14 protein-coding genes and 1 riboswitch are annotated in these 17,571 nt (G+C 29.3%); of the genes, 1 reads left to right on the top strand and 13 read right to left on the bottom strand.

Annotation, left to right across the window (positions count from 1 at the left end; genetic code table 11):
• Window positions 1–36: 36 nt before the first annotated feature.
• The 5 genes from JW646_RS10125 to metK all read right to left on the bottom strand — a co-directional run bounded on the left by JW646_RS10125 (window position 37) and on the right by metK (window position 7,289).
• Window positions 37–1,449 (bottom strand): DNA recombination protein RmuC, encoded by a 1,413-nt coding sequence (locus JW646_RS10125; RefSeq protein WP_228417349.1) that lies wholly within the window; start codon window positions 1,447–1,449, stop codon window positions 37–39.
• Window positions 1,450–1,672: 223 nt separating this feature from the next.
• Entirely contained in the window at window positions 1,673–2,209 is a 537-nt protein-coding gene (hpf, locus tag JW646_RS10120; protein WP_074920306.1) for a ribosome hibernation-promoting factor, HPF/YfiA family, read from the bottom strand.
• 738 nt (window positions 2,210–2,947) lie between these two features.
• A complete protein-coding gene (locus JW646_RS10115; RefSeq protein ID WP_228417348.1) occupies window positions 2,948–3,730 on the bottom strand; it encodes a ComF family protein in 783 nt (260 codons plus the stop codon).
• Window positions 3,731–3,732: 2 nt separating this feature from the next.
• The gene (recD2, locus tag JW646_RS10110) at window positions 3,733–5,955 is read right to left on the bottom strand and encodes an SF1B family DNA helicase RecD2 (RefSeq protein WP_228417347.1); all 2,223 of its coding nucleotides are present in this window, start codon (window positions 5,953–5,955) and stop codon (window positions 3,733–3,735) included.
• Window positions 5,956–6,095: 140 nt separating this feature from the next.
• A complete protein-coding gene (metK, locus tag JW646_RS10105; RefSeq protein WP_074920303.1) occupies window positions 6,096–7,289 on the bottom strand; it encodes a methionine adenosyltransferase in 1,194 nt (397 codons plus the stop codon).
• Between the two features lie 103 nt (window positions 7,290–7,392).
• Window positions 7,393–7,500, bottom strand: a riboswitch (SAM riboswitch).
• Window positions 7,501–7,705: 205 nt separating this feature from the next.
• On the opposite strand from metK, the gene yyaC reads away from it, so the two are divergent.
• Window positions 7,706–8,215 (top strand): spore protease YyaC, encoded by a 510-nt coding sequence (gene yyaC, locus JW646_RS10100; RefSeq protein WP_018589988.1) that lies wholly within the window; start codon window positions 7,706–7,708, stop codon window positions 8,213–8,215.
• A 74-nt stretch (window positions 8,216–8,289) separates the two neighbouring features.
• Here the strand turns inward: yyaC and mreB are convergent, their stop codons facing one another.
• The 8 genes from mreB to glmM form a co-directional block, all read right to left on the bottom strand.
• Window positions 8,290–9,318: a rod shape-determining protein gene (gene mreB, locus JW646_RS10095; protein WP_074920302.1), complete on the bottom strand. Its 1,029-nt coding sequence runs from the start codon at window positions 9,316–9,318 to the stop codon at window positions 8,290–8,292.
• 276 nt (window positions 9,319–9,594) lie between these two features.
• Window positions 9,595–9,852 (bottom strand): sporulation transcriptional regulator SpoIIID, encoded by a 258-nt coding sequence (gene spoIIID / locus JW646_RS10090; RefSeq protein ID WP_018589986.1) that lies wholly within the window; start codon window positions 9,850–9,852, stop codon window positions 9,595–9,597.
• Between the two features lie 96 nt (window positions 9,853–9,948).
• Window positions 9,949–10,587 carry a M23 family metallopeptidase gene (locus JW646_RS10085; RefSeq protein ID WP_074920300.1) on the bottom strand — a complete coding sequence of 213 codons (639 nt, stop codon included), beginning with the start codon at window positions 10,585–10,587 and terminating at the stop codon, window positions 9,949–9,951.
• Between the two features lie 84 nt (window positions 10,588–10,671).
• Window positions 10,672–11,688: a stage II sporulation protein D gene (spoIID, locus tag JW646_RS10080; protein WP_074920299.1), complete on the bottom strand. Its 1,017-nt coding sequence runs from the start codon at window positions 11,686–11,688 to the stop codon at window positions 10,672–10,674.
• A 66-nt stretch (window positions 11,689–11,754) separates the two neighbouring features.
• Entirely contained in the window at window positions 11,755–13,005 is a 1,251-nt protein-coding gene (murA, locus tag JW646_RS10075; protein ID WP_074920298.1) for a UDP-N-acetylglucosamine 1-carboxyvinyltransferase, read from the bottom strand.
• Window positions 13,006–13,027: 22 nt separating this feature from the next.
• A complete protein-coding gene (locus JW646_RS10070) occupies window positions 13,028–13,762 on the bottom strand; it encodes a YwmB family TATA-box binding protein (protein ID WP_228417346.1) in 735 nt (244 codons plus the stop codon).
• Window positions 13,763–13,951: 189 nt separating this feature from the next.
• Window positions 13,952–15,778 (bottom strand): glutamine--fructose-6-phosphate transaminase (isomerizing), encoded by a 1,827-nt coding sequence (gene glmS / locus JW646_RS10065; protein ID WP_228417345.1) that lies wholly within the window; start codon window positions 15,776–15,778, stop codon window positions 13,952–13,954.
• 271 nt (window positions 15,779–16,049) lie between these two features.
• Window positions 16,050–17,396, bottom strand: a complete 1,347-nt coding sequence (gene glmM / locus JW646_RS10060; RefSeq protein WP_074920445.1) for a phosphoglucosamine mutase — start codon at window positions 17,394–17,396, stop codon at window positions 16,050–16,052.
• Window positions 17,397–17,571: the final 175 nt, after the last annotated feature.

Below are 17,571 nucleotides of genomic sequence, written 5' to 3'. Positions count from 1 at the left end.
TCATAAATATAGTTTTAACTACTCTTCAATATTTATTTAAAATTCATCATCTTTTGATGGTGCTATATATTCATAAGCCTGATCATGACTTAATTTTTCAACACTTTCTAACTTTCTATTAATTTGTCTTGTTCTAGTTCCTACTAATTTATCTATTTCTGAACTAGCTTGATTCAGTTTACTTTGAGCAGCATTTAGTACTGTTTCAAATTTAGAGAATTCTGTTTTAACTGCCCCAAGTACTTTCCATACTTCACTAGAATGTCTTTCTATAGCTAAAGTTTTAAATCCCATTTGTAAACTATTTAAAAGCGCTATTAATGTGGTTGGTCCTGTTATATTAATTTTAAAATGTCTTTGCAAATCCTCAACTAGTTGCTGACGTTTAATAACCTCGGCATATAAACCTTCTGTTGGTAAAAATAAAATACCAAACTCTGTAGTATTTGGAGGGTCTATATACTTATCCCTAATGTCTTTAGCTGATTTTTTAATAAACTTTTCTAATTCTTTAGAGGCGCTATCTATTAATTTTTGTTCTCCTCCTTCATAGGCATCTATTAGTTTATTGTAAATATCTAAAGGAAATTTTGCATCTAAAGGTAAATATATTGTATCTTTTGTTTCGTCTTTGCCAGGAAGCTTTATTGCAAATTCCACAGTTTCTCTAGAACCTTTTTTTGTAATAACATTTTTAGCATACTGTTCTGGTGATAAAAATTGTTCTAATATACGTTCCAGCTGAATTTCTCCCAATACACCTCTTGTTTTAACATTGGAAAGCACTTTTTTTAAATCCCCGACTCCCGTTGCTAGAGTTTGCATTTCCCCTAAGCCTTTATAGACTTGCTCCAACCTATCATTAACCATTTTAAATGATTCACCTAATCTTTTTTCTAGAGTATTTTGTAACTTCTCGTCTACTGTTACCCTCATTTTTTCTAGATTATCTTCTGTTGACTTAGTCAGCCTTGTAAATTTATCCTCTGTTACCTGTGTTAATTGATTTAGCTTTTCATTTTGTAACTGAGCAAGATTGTCTAAGCTTTTCATCATATTTTCATTAAAAGAATTTAATGTATTCTCTAAACTTTTTGAATTTATATCAAATTGATTTTGTTGAAGTGTAGAGAGATTCATAATATGTCTTGATATAGATGATGTTAAACTATCTATAGAAACTTTCATTTCTTGTCTATTTTCTTGTTCATTTCTTCTTGACTCTTCTCTATTTGTATAAAACTCTTGTCTAGATAGTTTTTCTATACTATCAAATTTCTTTTCTATACCCTCACTAAATTTTTCTAAGTTCGCATCTTTAGGCCTTGTACATATGAAGATATTTATGATTAAAAGCACTATTACTATAATAAGTAATATTTCTGTCAAATTATCATCTCCTTTTCTCCCCCTTATATTATAGTCTTTTGTGTTTGTTAAATTTTTCATTCTACATTTTATATGATAACAAAATATAGTTTTTTACTCAATCATTTACATATTAATAGTATAAACCTTTATTTATTTTTCAAAACTTAAAGTTAATTCTACTTATGCTTTTTAATAACACCCATATTCTATTTTAATTTATTAAAATAAATATTTAACTCAATATAAAAAGGCTATCGATAAAATTATCGATAGCCTTGAATATTTTTAATAATTAATTACCTTATTCATGCTCTATTAAACCATAACCACCATCTTCACGTTTATATACTATAGATATTTCATCGCTATCTATATTCCTAAACATATAGAATCCATGCTCTATTAATTCCATTTGTAATACTGCTTCTTCTGGACTCATTGGTTTCATATCGAATTTTTTACGTCTTTCTATTACTATATCTAAACTTTCATCATCTTCTTCTATTCCTTCATCAATTTGGAATCTAATACTTTCTTCCTTAGATTGATGTTTATCTTGTAGTTTATTTTTGTATCTTCTTATTTGTTTTTTAAGCTTGTCATAAACAACATCAATTGCAGCATATAAATTTTCTTCACTATCTTCTGCTCTAATAATTGGTCCACTTATAGGGATAATTGTTACTTCTATTTTTTGAGCTGCTTTTTTTGCACTTACAGTTACTTTTACTTCAGTTTCTGGATTAAGATAACGTTCTAACTTTCCTAACTTATCTTCTATTGCGTTTTTTATTCCATCTGTAAGTTCTAATTTTTTTCCTGCTATTATTATTTTCATAAGAACATCTCCCTTCACTTATGTAAAGTACATGTAATTTTATACTTTACCTTGTGTATTAGTATTTATGCTTTAATAATATATTCTATATTAATTGTTTTTCTCCTTTTTTTTATTGTTAGCTTTTTATTTTTTTATATACTGTCGTAAAAAATAGTTTTATGTATTTTTTTATTTACTTTTATATTAATGTGGATTATTAATCAACATTAATTGTGGATAATGTTGATAACTTTGTTGATAACTTTATAAACTGTGTATATTGTCTAATTTTAGTGCTTAATGTTTATCCACATATAGTAATTATACATTGTTAATTATTTTATTCATTAATAACAATTGTAACTTAATCATATTCTCAATATGCTCATATACTTTATTTAATATAAATCTATATCTTTATATTATGCAATTTTAGTAATATCTATAAACATTTTTTAAAAATCATTTTCTTTTTTTGTAAAAAAAAAGTACCTCTATAGGTACTTATTGTTTCAGCTGACCTGGTCTTTGACCCCACACTCGCCTACTGCAGCTTTCGCTCGGGTTTGCCTCACTACTAACCATCTCGATTTTAATACCGGTAGGTCTTACATCTAAGACGCACCATGATCATTAACCCAATTTTTAGTGTTAACTTACGTGGATCCTTTAGCCTGCGTCTGGCTTGGACTTGCAACCACAGACCTGAAACATATTACTATTTTAACGGCTTAAAACAATTCTGTCAATAGAATTTTATTCCTTTACGTATACATCTACACAGGTTGTAAGCAATGTAAATATACATATATTATTTACAGAGTTTATTTTCAATACTTTAGATATTTCATTTGCTGTTGATCCTGTAGTAAAAATATCATCTATTAATATTACATTTTTATTTTTAATAAGATTAATATTATCTTTTACCTTAAAACCATTTTTTAATTCTTTTTCTCTATCTTCTTTATTCAATTTATATAACTTTTTTGTATTTTTTTCTCTGCTAACACAATCTAGCACAGGTATATTAATCAAATCACTTAATTTATTAGCTATTTTTTCTGCTTGATTAAATCCTCTTTTCTTTAATCTTTTTTTATGTAAAGGCACAAACAGTATATAATCAGCCTTTATATCTTCTAATATAATTTTTTCTTTCATTAAATAGGCTACATACCTACATAAATAAGTTTTACTTTTATATTTGAAATCTAAAATTAACTTTTTACTTATATCATCATATTCTATACATGCGATTGCCTTATCAAAATAAAAAGTTTTATTATAACAATAGTTACATTCAATTAAACTTTCTCTTTCCAAATTTCTATTTACTATAGGTTTTCCACATTTGTTACATCCATCTAAAATAAACCTTAACTCCTTAAAACAACTTCTGCAAAGGGAATAAGGATTTTTTAGTTTTATAGGATTATCACAAATTATACAAGTTATATTTCTAGGATAAATATAATTTATTACAATTTTAATAGTTTCCTTTATATTATTTGTAATTAACTTTGATATAAGTTTCATTATTATTTACTTAGCAACCCTTCTTTTATAAATTTATTTAATTTATATGATAAATTAGAGTATCTGTCATTTATTCTATTGTTTTTAATCATCTGTTCTAAGTATTTAACATCACCAACTAATACCACAAGCTTTTTTGCTCTAGTAACTGCTGTATAAAGTAAATTACGACTTAACAACATAGGTGGTGCCCAAACTATGGGTATAACTACTACTGGAAATTCACTTCCTTGACTCTTATGAATTGTTGTACAAAAACTGTGATCAATTTCGTCTAGTTCATCATATTTATAAGAAGCGATTTTTATCTTATCAAAAATTACAAAAACAGTCTTCTTATCTTTATCTATATGAAATATATATCCAATATCTCCATTATATATACCTTCACCTCTATCACTTTTGTCCTCTGTTTCCCATTTTTTTGTGTAGTTATTTCTAATTTGCATAACTTTATCTCCAACTCTAAAAGTCCTTTTGGCAAACTGTTCTTCTTGTTTATACTTATTAGGTGGATTTAGATATTTCTGTAATTCTATATTTAAGTTATTTACTCCCAAATCGCCTTTTCTCATTGATGTTAATACTTGTATGTCTTTTAATTTATCAAATTTATAAAACTTAGGAAGTCTTTCACTTACAAGCCCTATTATCTCATTTAAAATTTCTTCATTGTTATTTTTTCTTAAAAAGAAGAAATCTTTGTTTTTTACATTTAAAAATAATGGCTCTCCATTGTTTATTTTATGAGCATTTACGATTATCATACTTTCTCTTGCTTGTCTAAATATTTCATTTAATCGTACAGTTTTTATTACATTGGAATCAATAATATCTTTTAGAACATTTCCTGCCCCTACTGACGGTAATTGGTCACTGTCTCCTACTAAAAGTAATCTTGTTCCTAATTTTATAGCTTTTAAAAGATTGTACATTAATATAATATCAACCATAGATGCTTCATCCAATATTATCACATCAGCATCTATTGGATCTTCTCCATCTTTAAAAAAGACTAGTTCATCACTATCTGTAGCAAAACCCATTTCTAGCAATCTATGAATAGTTTTAGCTTCTTTATTTGAAGTTTCACTCATTCTCTTAGCCGCTCTACCTGTTGGAGCACATAGCACTACTTTTTGGTCATTATTTTCAAATATTTTTATTATAGTATTTATCGTTGTAGTTTTCCCTGTACCAGGACCACCTGTAATAATTGTTACTCCATTATTTATAGATTCTTTTACTGCTAAGATTTGATTGTTCGCCAAACTTATTTCATCTTCTTTTTCAACAACTTTTATTTCTTCTTCTATATTAATATGTAAATCCTTCGTTTCATGTTGAGATAGCTTTACTATTTCTTTGCATACACCATTTTCACATATATAGTACATCATCAAATAGATAAGTATTTCTCCGTTCATATTTTCTAAATGTACTTTTTGATCGTATGCTAAATCCATAATTCCATTTTCCACATATTTAGGTTCTACACCTAAAATTTTGACTGATTGCTCAATCAATATTCTTTTAGGTAAATATGTATGACCACTTCCCAAGCTTTGGTTTAAAGTAAATAAAATACCCTGCATAATTCTATCTGGAGAATATTTGTCTATACCTATTTTGCTAGCAATATCATCGGCAATTCTAAATCCTATACCTCTTACTTCTTCTGCTAGTCTATATGGATTTTTATTTATCACTTCCAAGGATTTATCTTTATATTTTTTATATATTCTTAAACAATAATTAGGAGTTATTCCATAAGGAGATAGTTGTATTATTATATTTCTAAGTTCTCTATTTTCTTCATAGCTTTCTTGGATTTGTTTTACTTTCTTAATACCTATTCCTTCTACTTCAGTTAATCTTTCTGGAGTATTTTGAATAATATCTAAAGTATCAACACTAAATTTATCTACTATTCTTTTAGCCATTTTTTCGCCTATTCCATGTATCATACCCGAAGATAAATAAACATAGATACCCTCAAGAGAAGATGGTGTAACAGGTATAAAACTTTGCACCTCAAATTGAGATCCATAAATTTTATGGTTTACCCATTTTCCTTCTATTTCTATGCTTTCTCCTACAGACAAAGTTGGCATACATCCTACAATAGTTATTTCATCATTTTCATTGGCTAAAGAGGCTATGGTATAACCATTTTCTTCATTTTTAAAGACTATATCACTAACCATTCCTTGTAATTTTTCCATTTCAATTCTCCTAAAATCATTTATTAACGCCTACTTATAATTATTAGTATTATAAATATATTTTATGTTATCACTTAATGTAAAAAAAATAAAGAGCCGTATTTTATACAACTCTTTATTATTTATGTTAATCATTAAAATTATTTTATTGAAGATTGTTCTCTTAATGCTTCAGCTTTATCAGTTCTTTCCCATGGTAAATCCACGTCAGTTCTTCCAAAGTGACCATATGCAGCTGTTTGTCTGTAAATTGGTTTTCTTAAGTCTAAGTCTCTTATTATAGCACCTGGTCTTAAGTCAAAGTTTTTATTTATTAATTCAACTAATTCAGCTTCAGAAACTTTTCCAGTTCCAAAAGTGTCTACAAATATAGATAAAGGTCTAGCAACGCCTATAGCATAAGCTAACTCTATTTCACACTTATCTGCAAGTCCAGCAGCTACTATATTTTTAGCAACGTATCTAGCAGCATATGCAGCAGATCTATCAACCTTAGTTGCATCTTTTCCTGAGAATGCTCCTCCACCGTGTCTAGAATATCCGCCATAAGTGTCTATTATTATTTTTCTTCCTGTTAAACCAGTATCTCCTTGTGGTCCACCTATAACAAATCTACCTGTTGGGTTTATATATATCTTAGTTTCATCATCTAATAAATCTGCTGGTATAACTTCTTTTATTACTAACTCTATTAAATCTTTTCTTATAGTGTCATTATCTACATGTTCACTATGTTGAGTAGATATTAATATAGTATGAACTCTTACTGGCTTATTTCCATCGTACTCTACAGTAACTTGAGTTTTACCATCTGGTCTTAAATAATCTACAGTTTTATTTTTTCTTATTTCTGTTAATCTTCTAGATAGCTTATGTGCTAAAGATATAGGTAATGGCATTAATTCTGGAGTTTCATTACACGCAAACCCAAACATTATACCTTGATCTCCTGCTCCTATAGCTTCAATTTCTTCTTCCGTTTGTTCTCCACTTCTACTTTCTAAAGCTTCATCAACACCCATAGCTATATCTGATGACTGCTCATCTATAGCAGTTATCACAGCGCAAGTTTGACTATCAAAGCCATATTTAGCTCTTGTATATCCTATTTCCTTTACTGTATCTCTAACTACTTTTTGTATATCTACATAAGCGTTTGTAGATATTTCTCCTGCTACTAATACTAATCCTGTAGTAGTTATTGTTTCACAAGCTACTCTTGATAAAGGGTCCTTCTCTAATAAAGCATCTAATATTGCATCTGAAATTTGGTCACACATTTTATCTGGATGACCTTCAGTTACTGATTCCGATGTGAATAAATGTCTTGACATTGTATTTCCTCCTTTTATTATCTATTTTTGTCAATTTGGGTAAAAATAAAACCTCTTCTTTAACAGAAGAGGTTAATTATCACATAAAAATTATAATTAACTAACCTCATCTCTCTAACGTTTCCGTTAAGTAGGATTTAGCACCGTTCCCCAATATGGGAGTGGTTGCTGGGCTTCACAGGGCCTGTCCCTCTGCCTCTCTTGATAAGGTGTAATCACGATTACACATATATTTTATTATTACTTTTAACAAGTATATGATAACCCTTTTTTTTTATAGTGTCAAGATTTTATTTATTTTAAGAACACTATTTAAGCTTTCATCATATGATTATGTATAAGTGATTTTATGTTGATTAAAGTTATGTATTTTTTTATTATGTAGTTCATATATTTTTGAAGGGAGGTAAGTTCCTATGTATTTAGCCAAAGTGCATTACAAAAAAGAAAATGTTATAGAAATATTAAGCTTAATACTCAAAGATATAATTAATGAAAATACCGTTGTTATTTGTATAGGAACAGATCGTGCTATAGGAGATGCTTTAGGTCCTTTAGTCGGTACTATGCTTAAAAATAGCGACTTTAAATACCCAGTTTACGGTACCCTAGATAATCCTATTCATGCCTTGAACATATATGAATCTTTTGATCAAATAAAAGAAAAGCATCCTAACAGTGAATTCTTAGCTATTGATGCCTGTTTAGGTTCTATAAATAATATAGGAAACATTCAAATTAGAAAAGGACCAATTCTACCAGGTAAAGGCGTAGGTAAAAAACTCCCGCAAATTGGATCACATTCAATTGTAGGTATTGTAGATAAAGTAGATGAAAATAATAGATTTTCATTTAATAATGTTCGACTTCATTTTATTTTAGAATTGGCTGAAACTATTGCTCTATCAATCTTACTCTCCACCTAAATAGAGTCATCTGTGTACTTATATTAAAAAGGGCTGTACATACTAATTAAAATTATTATGACAGCCCTTTTATACTATTTTTTATTTCTTCTCTTAAATGTTCCGCCAGTTTCTAGTAAATCTAATGTGCTTAATGATGAACCTGTTCCTCTTGCAACACAAGATAAAGGCTCGTCGGCAACTATTACTTGAATTCCTGTAGCTTCCTCAATTCTCTTATCTAAATTTTTTAATAAAGCTCCCCCACCAGTCATCACTATACCAGACGTACTTATATCTGCTGCTAATTCAGGTGGTATTTTTTCTAATACAACTCTAGTTGTAGCTACGATTTGCTTTATACATTCTTCTAATGCTTCCGCTATTTCTTGTGAACTAACTTCTATAGTTTCTGGTAAGCCTTTTATTATGTTTCTACCGCTTATTTTCATAAATTGTTCTTCACTATCTTTCATAGCTGTTCCAATTTCTACTTTTAGCTTTTCTGCACTTCTCTCCCCTATAAGAAGGTTATGCTTTTTCTTAATATACGCTACTATGGCAGCATCAAACTTATCTCCGCCTATTTTTATTGAGTCACTAACTACCGCTCCTCCAAGAGATATAACAGCTATATCTGTAGTTCCTCCACCTATATCTATTACCATATTTCCATTTGGTAAAGATATATCCATACCTGCGCCTATAGCTGCTGCAATGGGTTCTTCTATTATATATACCTCTCTTGCTCCTGCTTCTCTTGTGGCTTCTTCTACTGCCCTTTTCTCAACTTCTGTTACACCTGTTGGCACACATACCATTATTCTTGGCATTACAAGTCTTCTAAATCCTTTTTTTTCAACTATCTTTTCTGTAAAGTATTTTAACATTTTTTCAGTTGCTTCATAATCAGAAATAACACCATCTTTTAACGGTCTTATTGCCACTATATTGGCAGGTGTTCTCCCTATCATTTTTCTTGCTTCATTTCCAACTGCTAAAACTGTATTTGTATTTTTTTCAATTGCAACTACCGATGGTTCTTCTAGTACTATGCCCTTACCATCTACATAAACTAAGACATTTGCCGTGCCTAAATCTATTCCTATATCTGCTCCAGCCATATTTTCACTCCTTTTATTATTCATATATATTAAACTTTATTTGATTTCTCTTTAAAGACCTCTATGTTACAAGATATACAAAAAAATAATATAAGTCAAGAAAAAAATGCAGGTTTTATAGTACATTTTTTACTAAGATTGTTTTTATTTTTATTTTATACTATTATTTATTTTTATAATTTAATTTTTTAAATTTTCATGTCGTTTTTTGACATAAACTCCCAGACATCATTATTTAACTAAAAGCTTTTAAATTCAAAAAAGTGCAGGATATACCTACACTTTTTTTTCACTTTCATATTTAAGCTTTGTTGCCATACCACCTCGAATATGTCTTTCTGATTTATTCTTTTCTAAAACTCTCTTAACTTCTAAAGCTAGAGAAGGATTGATTTCTTCTAATCGTTCCGTTACATCCTTATGAATAGTACTTTTACTTACACCAAAAGTTTTAGCGGTTTGTCTTACTGTAGTATTTTTTTCTAATATATATTTTGCTACAATAACTGCTCTTTCCTCTATATAGGATCTCACTCCCTTCCCCCCTAACATCATATCCTTATTGATATATATGAGAGAAAGTCAAAAAATATAACAGGTCCAACCAAATATGATTGAACCTGTTAAGCTTTATTCTAATAAACTCATTGGATTAATAGCTGTGTTATTTTTGTATGCTTCTAAATGCACGTGTACTCCACTTAAGCATTCTACATCACTAGTATTACCTGCATACCCTATACATTGGCCTTCTTTTATATCATCGCCTTTTTTTACTGTAATATTCTTACCTAAACTAGAATATACAAATTCAGTATCTTTACCAGATTGAATTTTTACAGACATACCATATTCATCGTCATCATATACATCTAATACAGTACCTGGAGTTAATGATTTAACCTCTTGATTTTCATTTGCTTCTATATCTAACGCTTTATGTATTTCCCAAACTTCTAAAGTTTCTGAATAGCTTGGCTCTTTTTCTGAATAATCTCTTATTACTTGATTTCCTAAGTAGCTTATTTTATTATGTTCAGCTTCTTTTGCTTTTGCTAAGTTTTGATCAGAATCTGTAGCAGTTGGAAGAACATCATTTTTTTCGTCTTCAGTTAAATGTATTTCATCTTCACTTTTTGTTGGAGTATTTTTCGATAATAAATTATCTACGTTTTTGTTGGTAAACCAAATTCCTCCAATGGCTAAAATACAGACACATATAAACAAGGATAGATAAAAAGCATCCTTTTCTAATAATTTCTTTTTCATGTTGTACCTCCAAATATATTAATACATATTTAGATTATTAACTAATAATTAATATTTATACAACATTTTTACATTTTTGGTATATTAATACATATCTTTTATTTTACTATCTTTAAAGTAGTGAAATAATATATCATAATACTTGTATCCTTTTTTTGCCATTCCTTCTGCGCCCCATTGACTCATTCCTACACCATGGCCATAGCCTTTTACAGTAAAGTTCATTTCATCATTATTATAATTTATTGTAAAGTTAGCGGAATTTAAATTCAATATTTTTCTCATATCAGTTCCACTTACTTTAACATTTCCCACTTCAACTGTTTTTACACATCCACCTTCCGTCCTGTTCACTATACTCACTTGCTTATCTAATTTGTCTAAAGATATGTTTATCTGTGGATATATATTTTTTATGTATTTAATAAACTTACTCTTTTTTATTGAATAAGTAGTCGAGTATTTAGGTGATTGTTCTTCATATGGGCTATTAACAGATACTAAATATGGATATTGAGTTGAGAAAACATCCTTACTATTTTCAGTTTTACCTGAAGAAGTTGAAAAATATAAAGGTAAAATTGCCTTATCATTATAAGTTACAATTTGACCCTTAGTATCATCTACGGCTTTTTTTACTTTAACATAATCACCTTTTATCCAGTCTTCGCCCTTCACATTTTTTAAATCTTTATATGATGTGTACGCTTGGCAGTGAGCAGAGTTTGTACAAACTGTTGCATTTTTATGTCCAGATGTAATGTTATTTTCCATTTTATACATAACATAAGTTCTAGCAGCTATAGCTTGAGCTTTTAAAGCTTCTACATCAAATGTTGATGGCATTTCACTAGATAATACTCCATAAAGGTATTCTTCAATATCCATTTTGTCTATTTTATTTTCATTTACTTTGTAAACATTTATATTTGGTGATTCCTTGTCTACTTTTTCATACGTAATATCTTTAGCAATTTTTTTAGTAATTTTATTCTTTACAGTTGAGGTTCCCGAGTCTCCATAAAACACTAAACTTCCAATTACCGATACTATAACCAACGAAAGAGATAGCAATAAAATAAAAATAAAAGGTTTTTTCATATATCTTCCTCCTAAGATTTAAGCTTCTTAAATATATGAAAAAACCCATTTTTTTATTACTAATTATTATTCAACTATCTCTATATTACCACCTAATGCAGTTATTTTTTTATCTATATCTACATATCCTCTTTGAATATGATAAATTTCTCCTATTTCAGTTTCACCTTCTGCTATAAGACCACAAAGTATTAATGCAGCTCCAGCTCTTAAATCAGTGGCATTTACTTTAGCTCCATTTAACTCTTCTACACCTTCTACAACAGCCGTTCTACCTTCTATTTTAATATTTGCTCCCATTCTATTGAATTCAGCAACGTGCATAAATCTATTTTCAAATACTGTTTCTATAACTACTCCAGTTCCTTTTGCAACAGTAAGCATAGCCATAAATTGAGCTTGAACATCTGTTGGAAAACCTGGGTGTGGTAAAGTTTTTATATCTATAGATTTTAACTTTTCTGGACCTATTACTCTTATAGAATTATCCATTTCTATAATTTCACAACCAGCTTCTCTTAATTTTGCAGTTACAGGTTTTAAGTGTTCAAGAATTATATTTTCAATAGTTATATCACCTTTTGTCATAGCTGCAGCTACCATGAAAGTAGCAGCTTCTATTCTATCAGGTATTACATCATGTTCTGTTGCTCTTAATTCTTTTACACCTTTTATTCTTATTGTATTTGTTCCTGCACCTCTAACATCTGCTCCCATTTCATTTAAGAAGTTAGCTAAATCAACTATTTCTGGTTCTTCTGCAGCATTTTCTATTATAGTAGTTCCTTCTGCTAATACTGCTGCCATCATTATATTTTCAGTAGCTCCTACTGATGGAAAATCTAGGTATAACTTGCTGCCTGCTAATCTATCTGTTTTAGCTTCTACAAACCCATGATCCATTACTACGTTTGCACCTAAAGCTTTAAATCCTTTTAAATGTAAATCTATTGGTCTAGTACCTATAGCACATCCCCCTGGCATAGATATTCTAGTTTGATTAAATCTTGCTAGTAATGGTCCCATTACTAAGAAAGACGCTCTCATCTTTCTTACTAATTCATATGGAGCATCATAAGTTTTTAAATTAGTTGCATCAACAGTTAATGTAGTTCCGCTATATTCAACTTCAGCACCTAAATGTCTTAATAAATCCGATATAACATGTACATCTTTTAAATTTGGGACTTCTCTAAGTACTGATTTTCCTTTTGCTAATAAAGTTGCTGCTATTATTGGTAATACAGCATTTTTTGCACCATCTATTCTAACACTACCTTTAAGTGGATTACTCTTTTTTACTATTATTTTAGCCATTGTTTGTCTCTCCTCATTAAACTTAATAATCTAATTTTATTATAGGTGTAGCCATGTAGATTAAAGTCTTATCTTCATTATCGCTATACCTAATTCCTATATTTAAATTGATCTTATTCTCTAAATAATCTAAATCGTTTTCTGTTAGCAAATTACTATATGCTGTAACAGAAACCAAGCTATCTTCTCTTACTCTATCTATTTCCTTTGCATTCATATTATACAATATATTTTCTAAAATATCATTACATTTATATAATTGTAATTTTTTTGTATATTCTCCAGCCATACAAAGGTAAATCTCTGCATCATTTGAGCATCTATTAAGTATATCATCTAAGTTTCGATAAATATCTCCTATATTTTTATATAACTTATTGCCTAATATGTCAATAATTATATAGTATTCTTTACTATTTTTTTTGATTGCTGTGAATGATACATTGTAAGAGCTATCTTTAATTTGAGCGTAAATTTTAACCCCATTGTCATTTTCTTCTCTCATTATAATTTTATCTGATTTTATATTTAAAGAATTTACAATATCTGTACACATATTTTCTATTTGTTTTTTATTGTTTATATCTGATACAACACAATTAATTTTTATATTATAAAACTTAAAATTCGCTTCTGTTTGATCAAATACTTTTATAAAATTATCAGTCCATGTATTATATTTTACATCTGCATAAGATGTAAATATTCCTATGATGAATAATAGTAAGAAAGTTGTAACAAATTTTATAACTTTCATAGTAAATCCCCCTTAATAAATTATTTGTGTTAGCTTTTATTTAAATTATTGACATTATCAAAAAGGATATACGACTTAATATGATTAAAATTAATATTTTTAATATGATAAATAATTACTTAAGAACAAAAAGGTTATATACTTTTAGTATATAACCTTCTATATTATTTATTGTCTAATTGTTTCCTATTATTCAACTGTAACTGACTTAGCTAAGTTTCTAGGCTTATCTATGTCACACCCTCTCATTTGGGCTACATGATATGAAAGTAGCTGCATTGGTACAACAGCTGTTATACTTGCAAACATATCATCAACTTCTGGTATATATATTACTCTATCAGCTGATTTTTCTACTTCTTTGTTATGCTCTTTAGCTATTGCTATAACTTTAGCTCCTCTAGCTTTAACTTCTTGCATATTTGATAACATCTTTTCAAATAACTGTTCTTGAGTAGCTAAAACTAAAACAGGTGTTCCTTCTTCTATTAAAGCTATTGTTCCATGTTTTAATTCTCCAGCAGCAAAAGCCTCAGCATGCATATAAGATATTTCTTTTATTTTTAAAGAACCTTCCATCGCTAGTGCATAGTCAATTCCTCTGCCTAAATAGAACATATCATTTTTATCTTTTATTTCAGTCGCTATTTCTTTTATTAATTCGTCACTTTGTAATACTTTTTCAACTTGTGATGGCATCTCTTTTAATTTATCTATCATTTTAAAGTATTCTTCTTCACTTATAGTTCCTTTTGTCATAGCTAAATTTAATGCTATCATATAAAATGCTGTTAATTGTGTTGTATAAGCTTTTGTAGATGCAACTGCTATTTCTGGTCCTGCCCATGTGTAGAATATATCGTCAGACTCCCTAGCTATTGACGAACCAACAACGTTAGTTATTGATAATACTCTAGCACCTTTTGACTTAGCATCTCTAAGTGCTGCTAAAGTATCAGCTGTTTCTCCTGATTGACTTACTATTATTATTAAAGTATTTTCATCTACAAATGGATCGCTATATCTAAATTCAGAAGCTATATCAGCTATAACTGGTATTTTAGCAAATTTTTCTATAGCATTTTTTCCAACAAGTCCTGCATGATAAGCAGTACCACAAGCTACTATATAAACTTTGTTTATTTTTTCTAAATCTTCTTTAGTTATTTTTATATCGTCTAGTTTTATCTTTCCATCTTCGTCTAATCTTCTAAGAAGTGTATCTTCTACACCTTTTGGTTGTTCGTAGATTTCTTTTGCCATGAAGCTATCAAATCCACCTTTAGATGCTGCTTCCACATCCCAAGTTATTTCACTTACTTCTTTTTCTACTACTTCTTTCTTTTCATTTAAAACAGTTACTTTATTTCCTTCTATATGAACGAATTCACCATTTTCTAAGAAGTAAACATTTCTTGTATATTTTAATATTGCAGGTATATCAGATGCTACCATGTTTTCATCTTCACCTAAACCTACAACTAATGGACTGTCTTTTCTAACTGCAACTAGTTCATTTACATTGTCAGCACATACTACACCTAGAGCATATGCTCCTCTGAATCTTTCAGTTGCCTTATATACTGCTTCTAAAAGATTTCCTTCATAGTATTTACTTACCATGTGAGCTACTATTTCTGTATCTGTTTGAGATAAGAATTTAACTCCTTCAGATTCTAATTCTGCTTTTAATTCAAGGTAGTTTTCTATTATTCCATTGTGAACAACAGCTATAGTTCTATCCATATTGTAATGAGGATGTGAGTTTACATCTGATGGTTCTCCATGAGTTGCCCATCTTGTATGCCCTATTCCTAAATGTCCATCAATAGGATTTTTTTGTAAGTCTTCAGCAAGTATTGCAAGTCTTCCTTTGAACTTTCTTATTTCTAATTCGTCACCAGTATTTACGGCAACACCTGCAGAGTCATATCCTCTGTACTCTAATTTTGACAGACCTTCTATTAAAACTTCTGTTGCCTGTCTCTTTCCTAAATATCCAACTATTCCACACATATTATGTGTCCTCCTAAAAATATTATTTTATATATTTTTAGAGTTAGGTCATGAAAAAGCTTACTTTAGTTTTCCTTTGTCCACAGAATCACTTCTATGATTTGAGAAAACCTTAACGATGGTAAACACACCGCAGAGCACCCGCCGAAAAATCGATTAACTCTGTCCTCGTCAACTTAACCCCCAATACTACTAATAAAAATTATATTATTGTTAAGTTCTGGCGCTTATAAAGTAAATACTAAAATTTTTCTTAGTATTTACTTGTAGTTTACGATAATTTTTCTTTTATAAGATTAGCTAAGTTATTAGCTAACTCATTGATTTGACCTTCCTCTTTACCCTCTAGCATAACTCTAACTAATGGTTGTGTTCCAGATGGTCTAATTAATACCCTTCCACAACCCTCCATTAATTCTTCTATTCTTGCTATTTCATCTTTTATTTCTTCAACTTCCATGAATTTATTTTTCACTTCGTTTTTTACTTCTACATTCACTAATACTTGTGGGTAAACACTCATTATTGAAGCTAATTCTGATAAAGTTTTATTTTCTTCTTTTATTATCTTCGATAACATTAATGAGCTTAAAACTCCATCTCCTGTAGTGTTGTAATCAAGGAATATCATATGCCCTGATTGTTCTCCACCTAAGTTAAGATTACCTTTTTTCATAGCTTCTATAACATATCTATCTCCTACATCTGTAGTTTCTAGATTTATACCTTGTTCCCTTGCTGCAACATTTAACCCTATGTTAGTCATAACAGTTATTACTAATGTGTCATTTGACAGTTGTTTTTTCTTCTTAAGATATACTGCACTTAATATCATTATATGGTCACCGTCTACAATGTTTCCATTTTCGTCAACAGCAATTAATCTATCCGCATCTCCGTCATATGCTAATCCTAAATCTGCCTTATTTTCTACTACAGTTTTTTGTAACATTTCTGGATGAGTAGATCCACATTTATCATTTATATTCTTTCCATTTGGAGCTGTATTTATATCTATAACATTTGCTCCCAATTCCTTGAATACTATTGGTGCAACTTCGTAAGATGCCCCATTAGCACAATCTAAAACTACTTTCATTCCAGTTAAGTCTATATTTATTATAGATTTTAAATAATCTGCGTAGTCTCTTAAAGCATTGTGTTCATGATTTATAACTCCTACATTTTCTCCAATTGGGTTGCAATCTACTTTTTCTATGTCTTCAATATATTTTTCTATTTCTAACTCTATTTCATCATCTAACTTATATCCATCTTTATTAAAGAATTTGATACCATTGTCTTCCATAGGATTATGTGATGCCGATATAACAACACCACAATCTGCATTATATTTTCTTGTTAGATATGCAACTGCTGGTGTTGGTATAACCCCTACTGGGATTATATCGCATCCAACTGACATTAAGCCAGCAATTAGAGCTGACTCTAACATGTCTCCCGACATCCTTGTATCTTTACCTACTACAACTTTTACTCTGTGGTCTCCTTGAGCTAAAACATACCCTCCAGCTCTTCCAAGTCTATATGCTAAATCACAAGTAAGTTCTGTATTTGCTACTCCTCTTACTCCATCTGTCCCAAAATATTTTCTCATCAAAAAGCTCCTTTCATAACGAGAATATCTATATCCGTAAAATTATTTTTATCAGTTTATGTATTAAATATTAGTCTTTAATTATAACCATAGGATTATTTTAATACTTAAACGAAAAAAAGACAATAGAATTATTTCTATTGCCTTTTTTATATAATATAAAAATTTTATTTTT

It is taken from the genome of Terrisporobacter hibernicus (assembly GCF_020809405.1).
GTDB classification, from domain to species: Bacteria; Bacillota; Clostridia; order Peptostreptococcales; family Peptostreptococcaceae; genus Terrisporobacter; species Terrisporobacter petrolearius.
This window is presented reverse-complemented; position numbering and strand designations above follow the sequence as displayed.

Coding starts and splice junctions, on each gene's coding strand:
- JW646_RS10085 (WP_074920300.1), bottom strand. CDS start 10,587: ATGAAAAAGAAATTATTAGAAAAGGATGCTTTTTATCTATCCTTGTTT.
- recD2 (WP_228417347.1), bottom strand. CDS start 5,955: ATGGAAAAATTACAAGGAATGGTTAGTGATATAGTCTTTAAAAATGAA.
- murA (WP_074920298.1), bottom strand. CDS start 13,005: ATGGCTAAAATAATAGTAAAAAAGAGTAATCCACTTAAAGGTAGTGTT.
- glmS (WP_228417345.1), bottom strand. CDS start 15,778: ATGTGTGGAATAGTTGGATATTTAGGAAAGAGACAGGCAACAGAAGTT.
- yyaC (WP_018589988.1), top strand. CDS start 7,706: ATGTATTTAGCCAAAGTGCATTACAAAAAAGAAAATGTTATAGAAATA.
- glmM (WP_074920445.1), bottom strand. CDS start 17,396: ATGAGAAAATATTTTGGGACAGATGGAGTAAGAGGAGTAGCAAATACA.
- spoIID (WP_074920299.1), bottom strand. CDS start 11,688: ATGAAAAAACCTTTTATTTTTATTTTATTGCTATCTCTTTCGTTGGTT.
- JW646_RS10115 (WP_228417348.1), bottom strand. CDS start 3,730: ATGAAACTTATATCAAAGTTAATTACAAATAATATAAAGGAAACTATT.
- JW646_RS10125 (WP_228417349.1), bottom strand. CDS start 1,449: ATGAAAAATTTAACAAACACAAAAGACTATAATATAAGGGGGAGAAAA.
- metK (WP_074920303.1), bottom strand. CDS start 7,289: ATGTCAAGACATTTATTCACATCGGAATCAGTAACTGAAGGTCATCCA.
- mreB (WP_074920302.1), bottom strand. CDS start 9,318: ATGGCTGGAGCAGATATAGGAATAGATTTAGGCACGGCAAATGTCTTA.
- hpf (WP_074920306.1), bottom strand. CDS start 2,209: ATGAAAATAATAATAGCAGGAAAAAAATTAGAACTTACAGATGGAATA.
- JW646_RS10070 (WP_228417346.1), bottom strand. CDS start 13,762: ATGAAAGTTATAAAATTTGTTACAACTTTCTTACTATTATTCATCATA.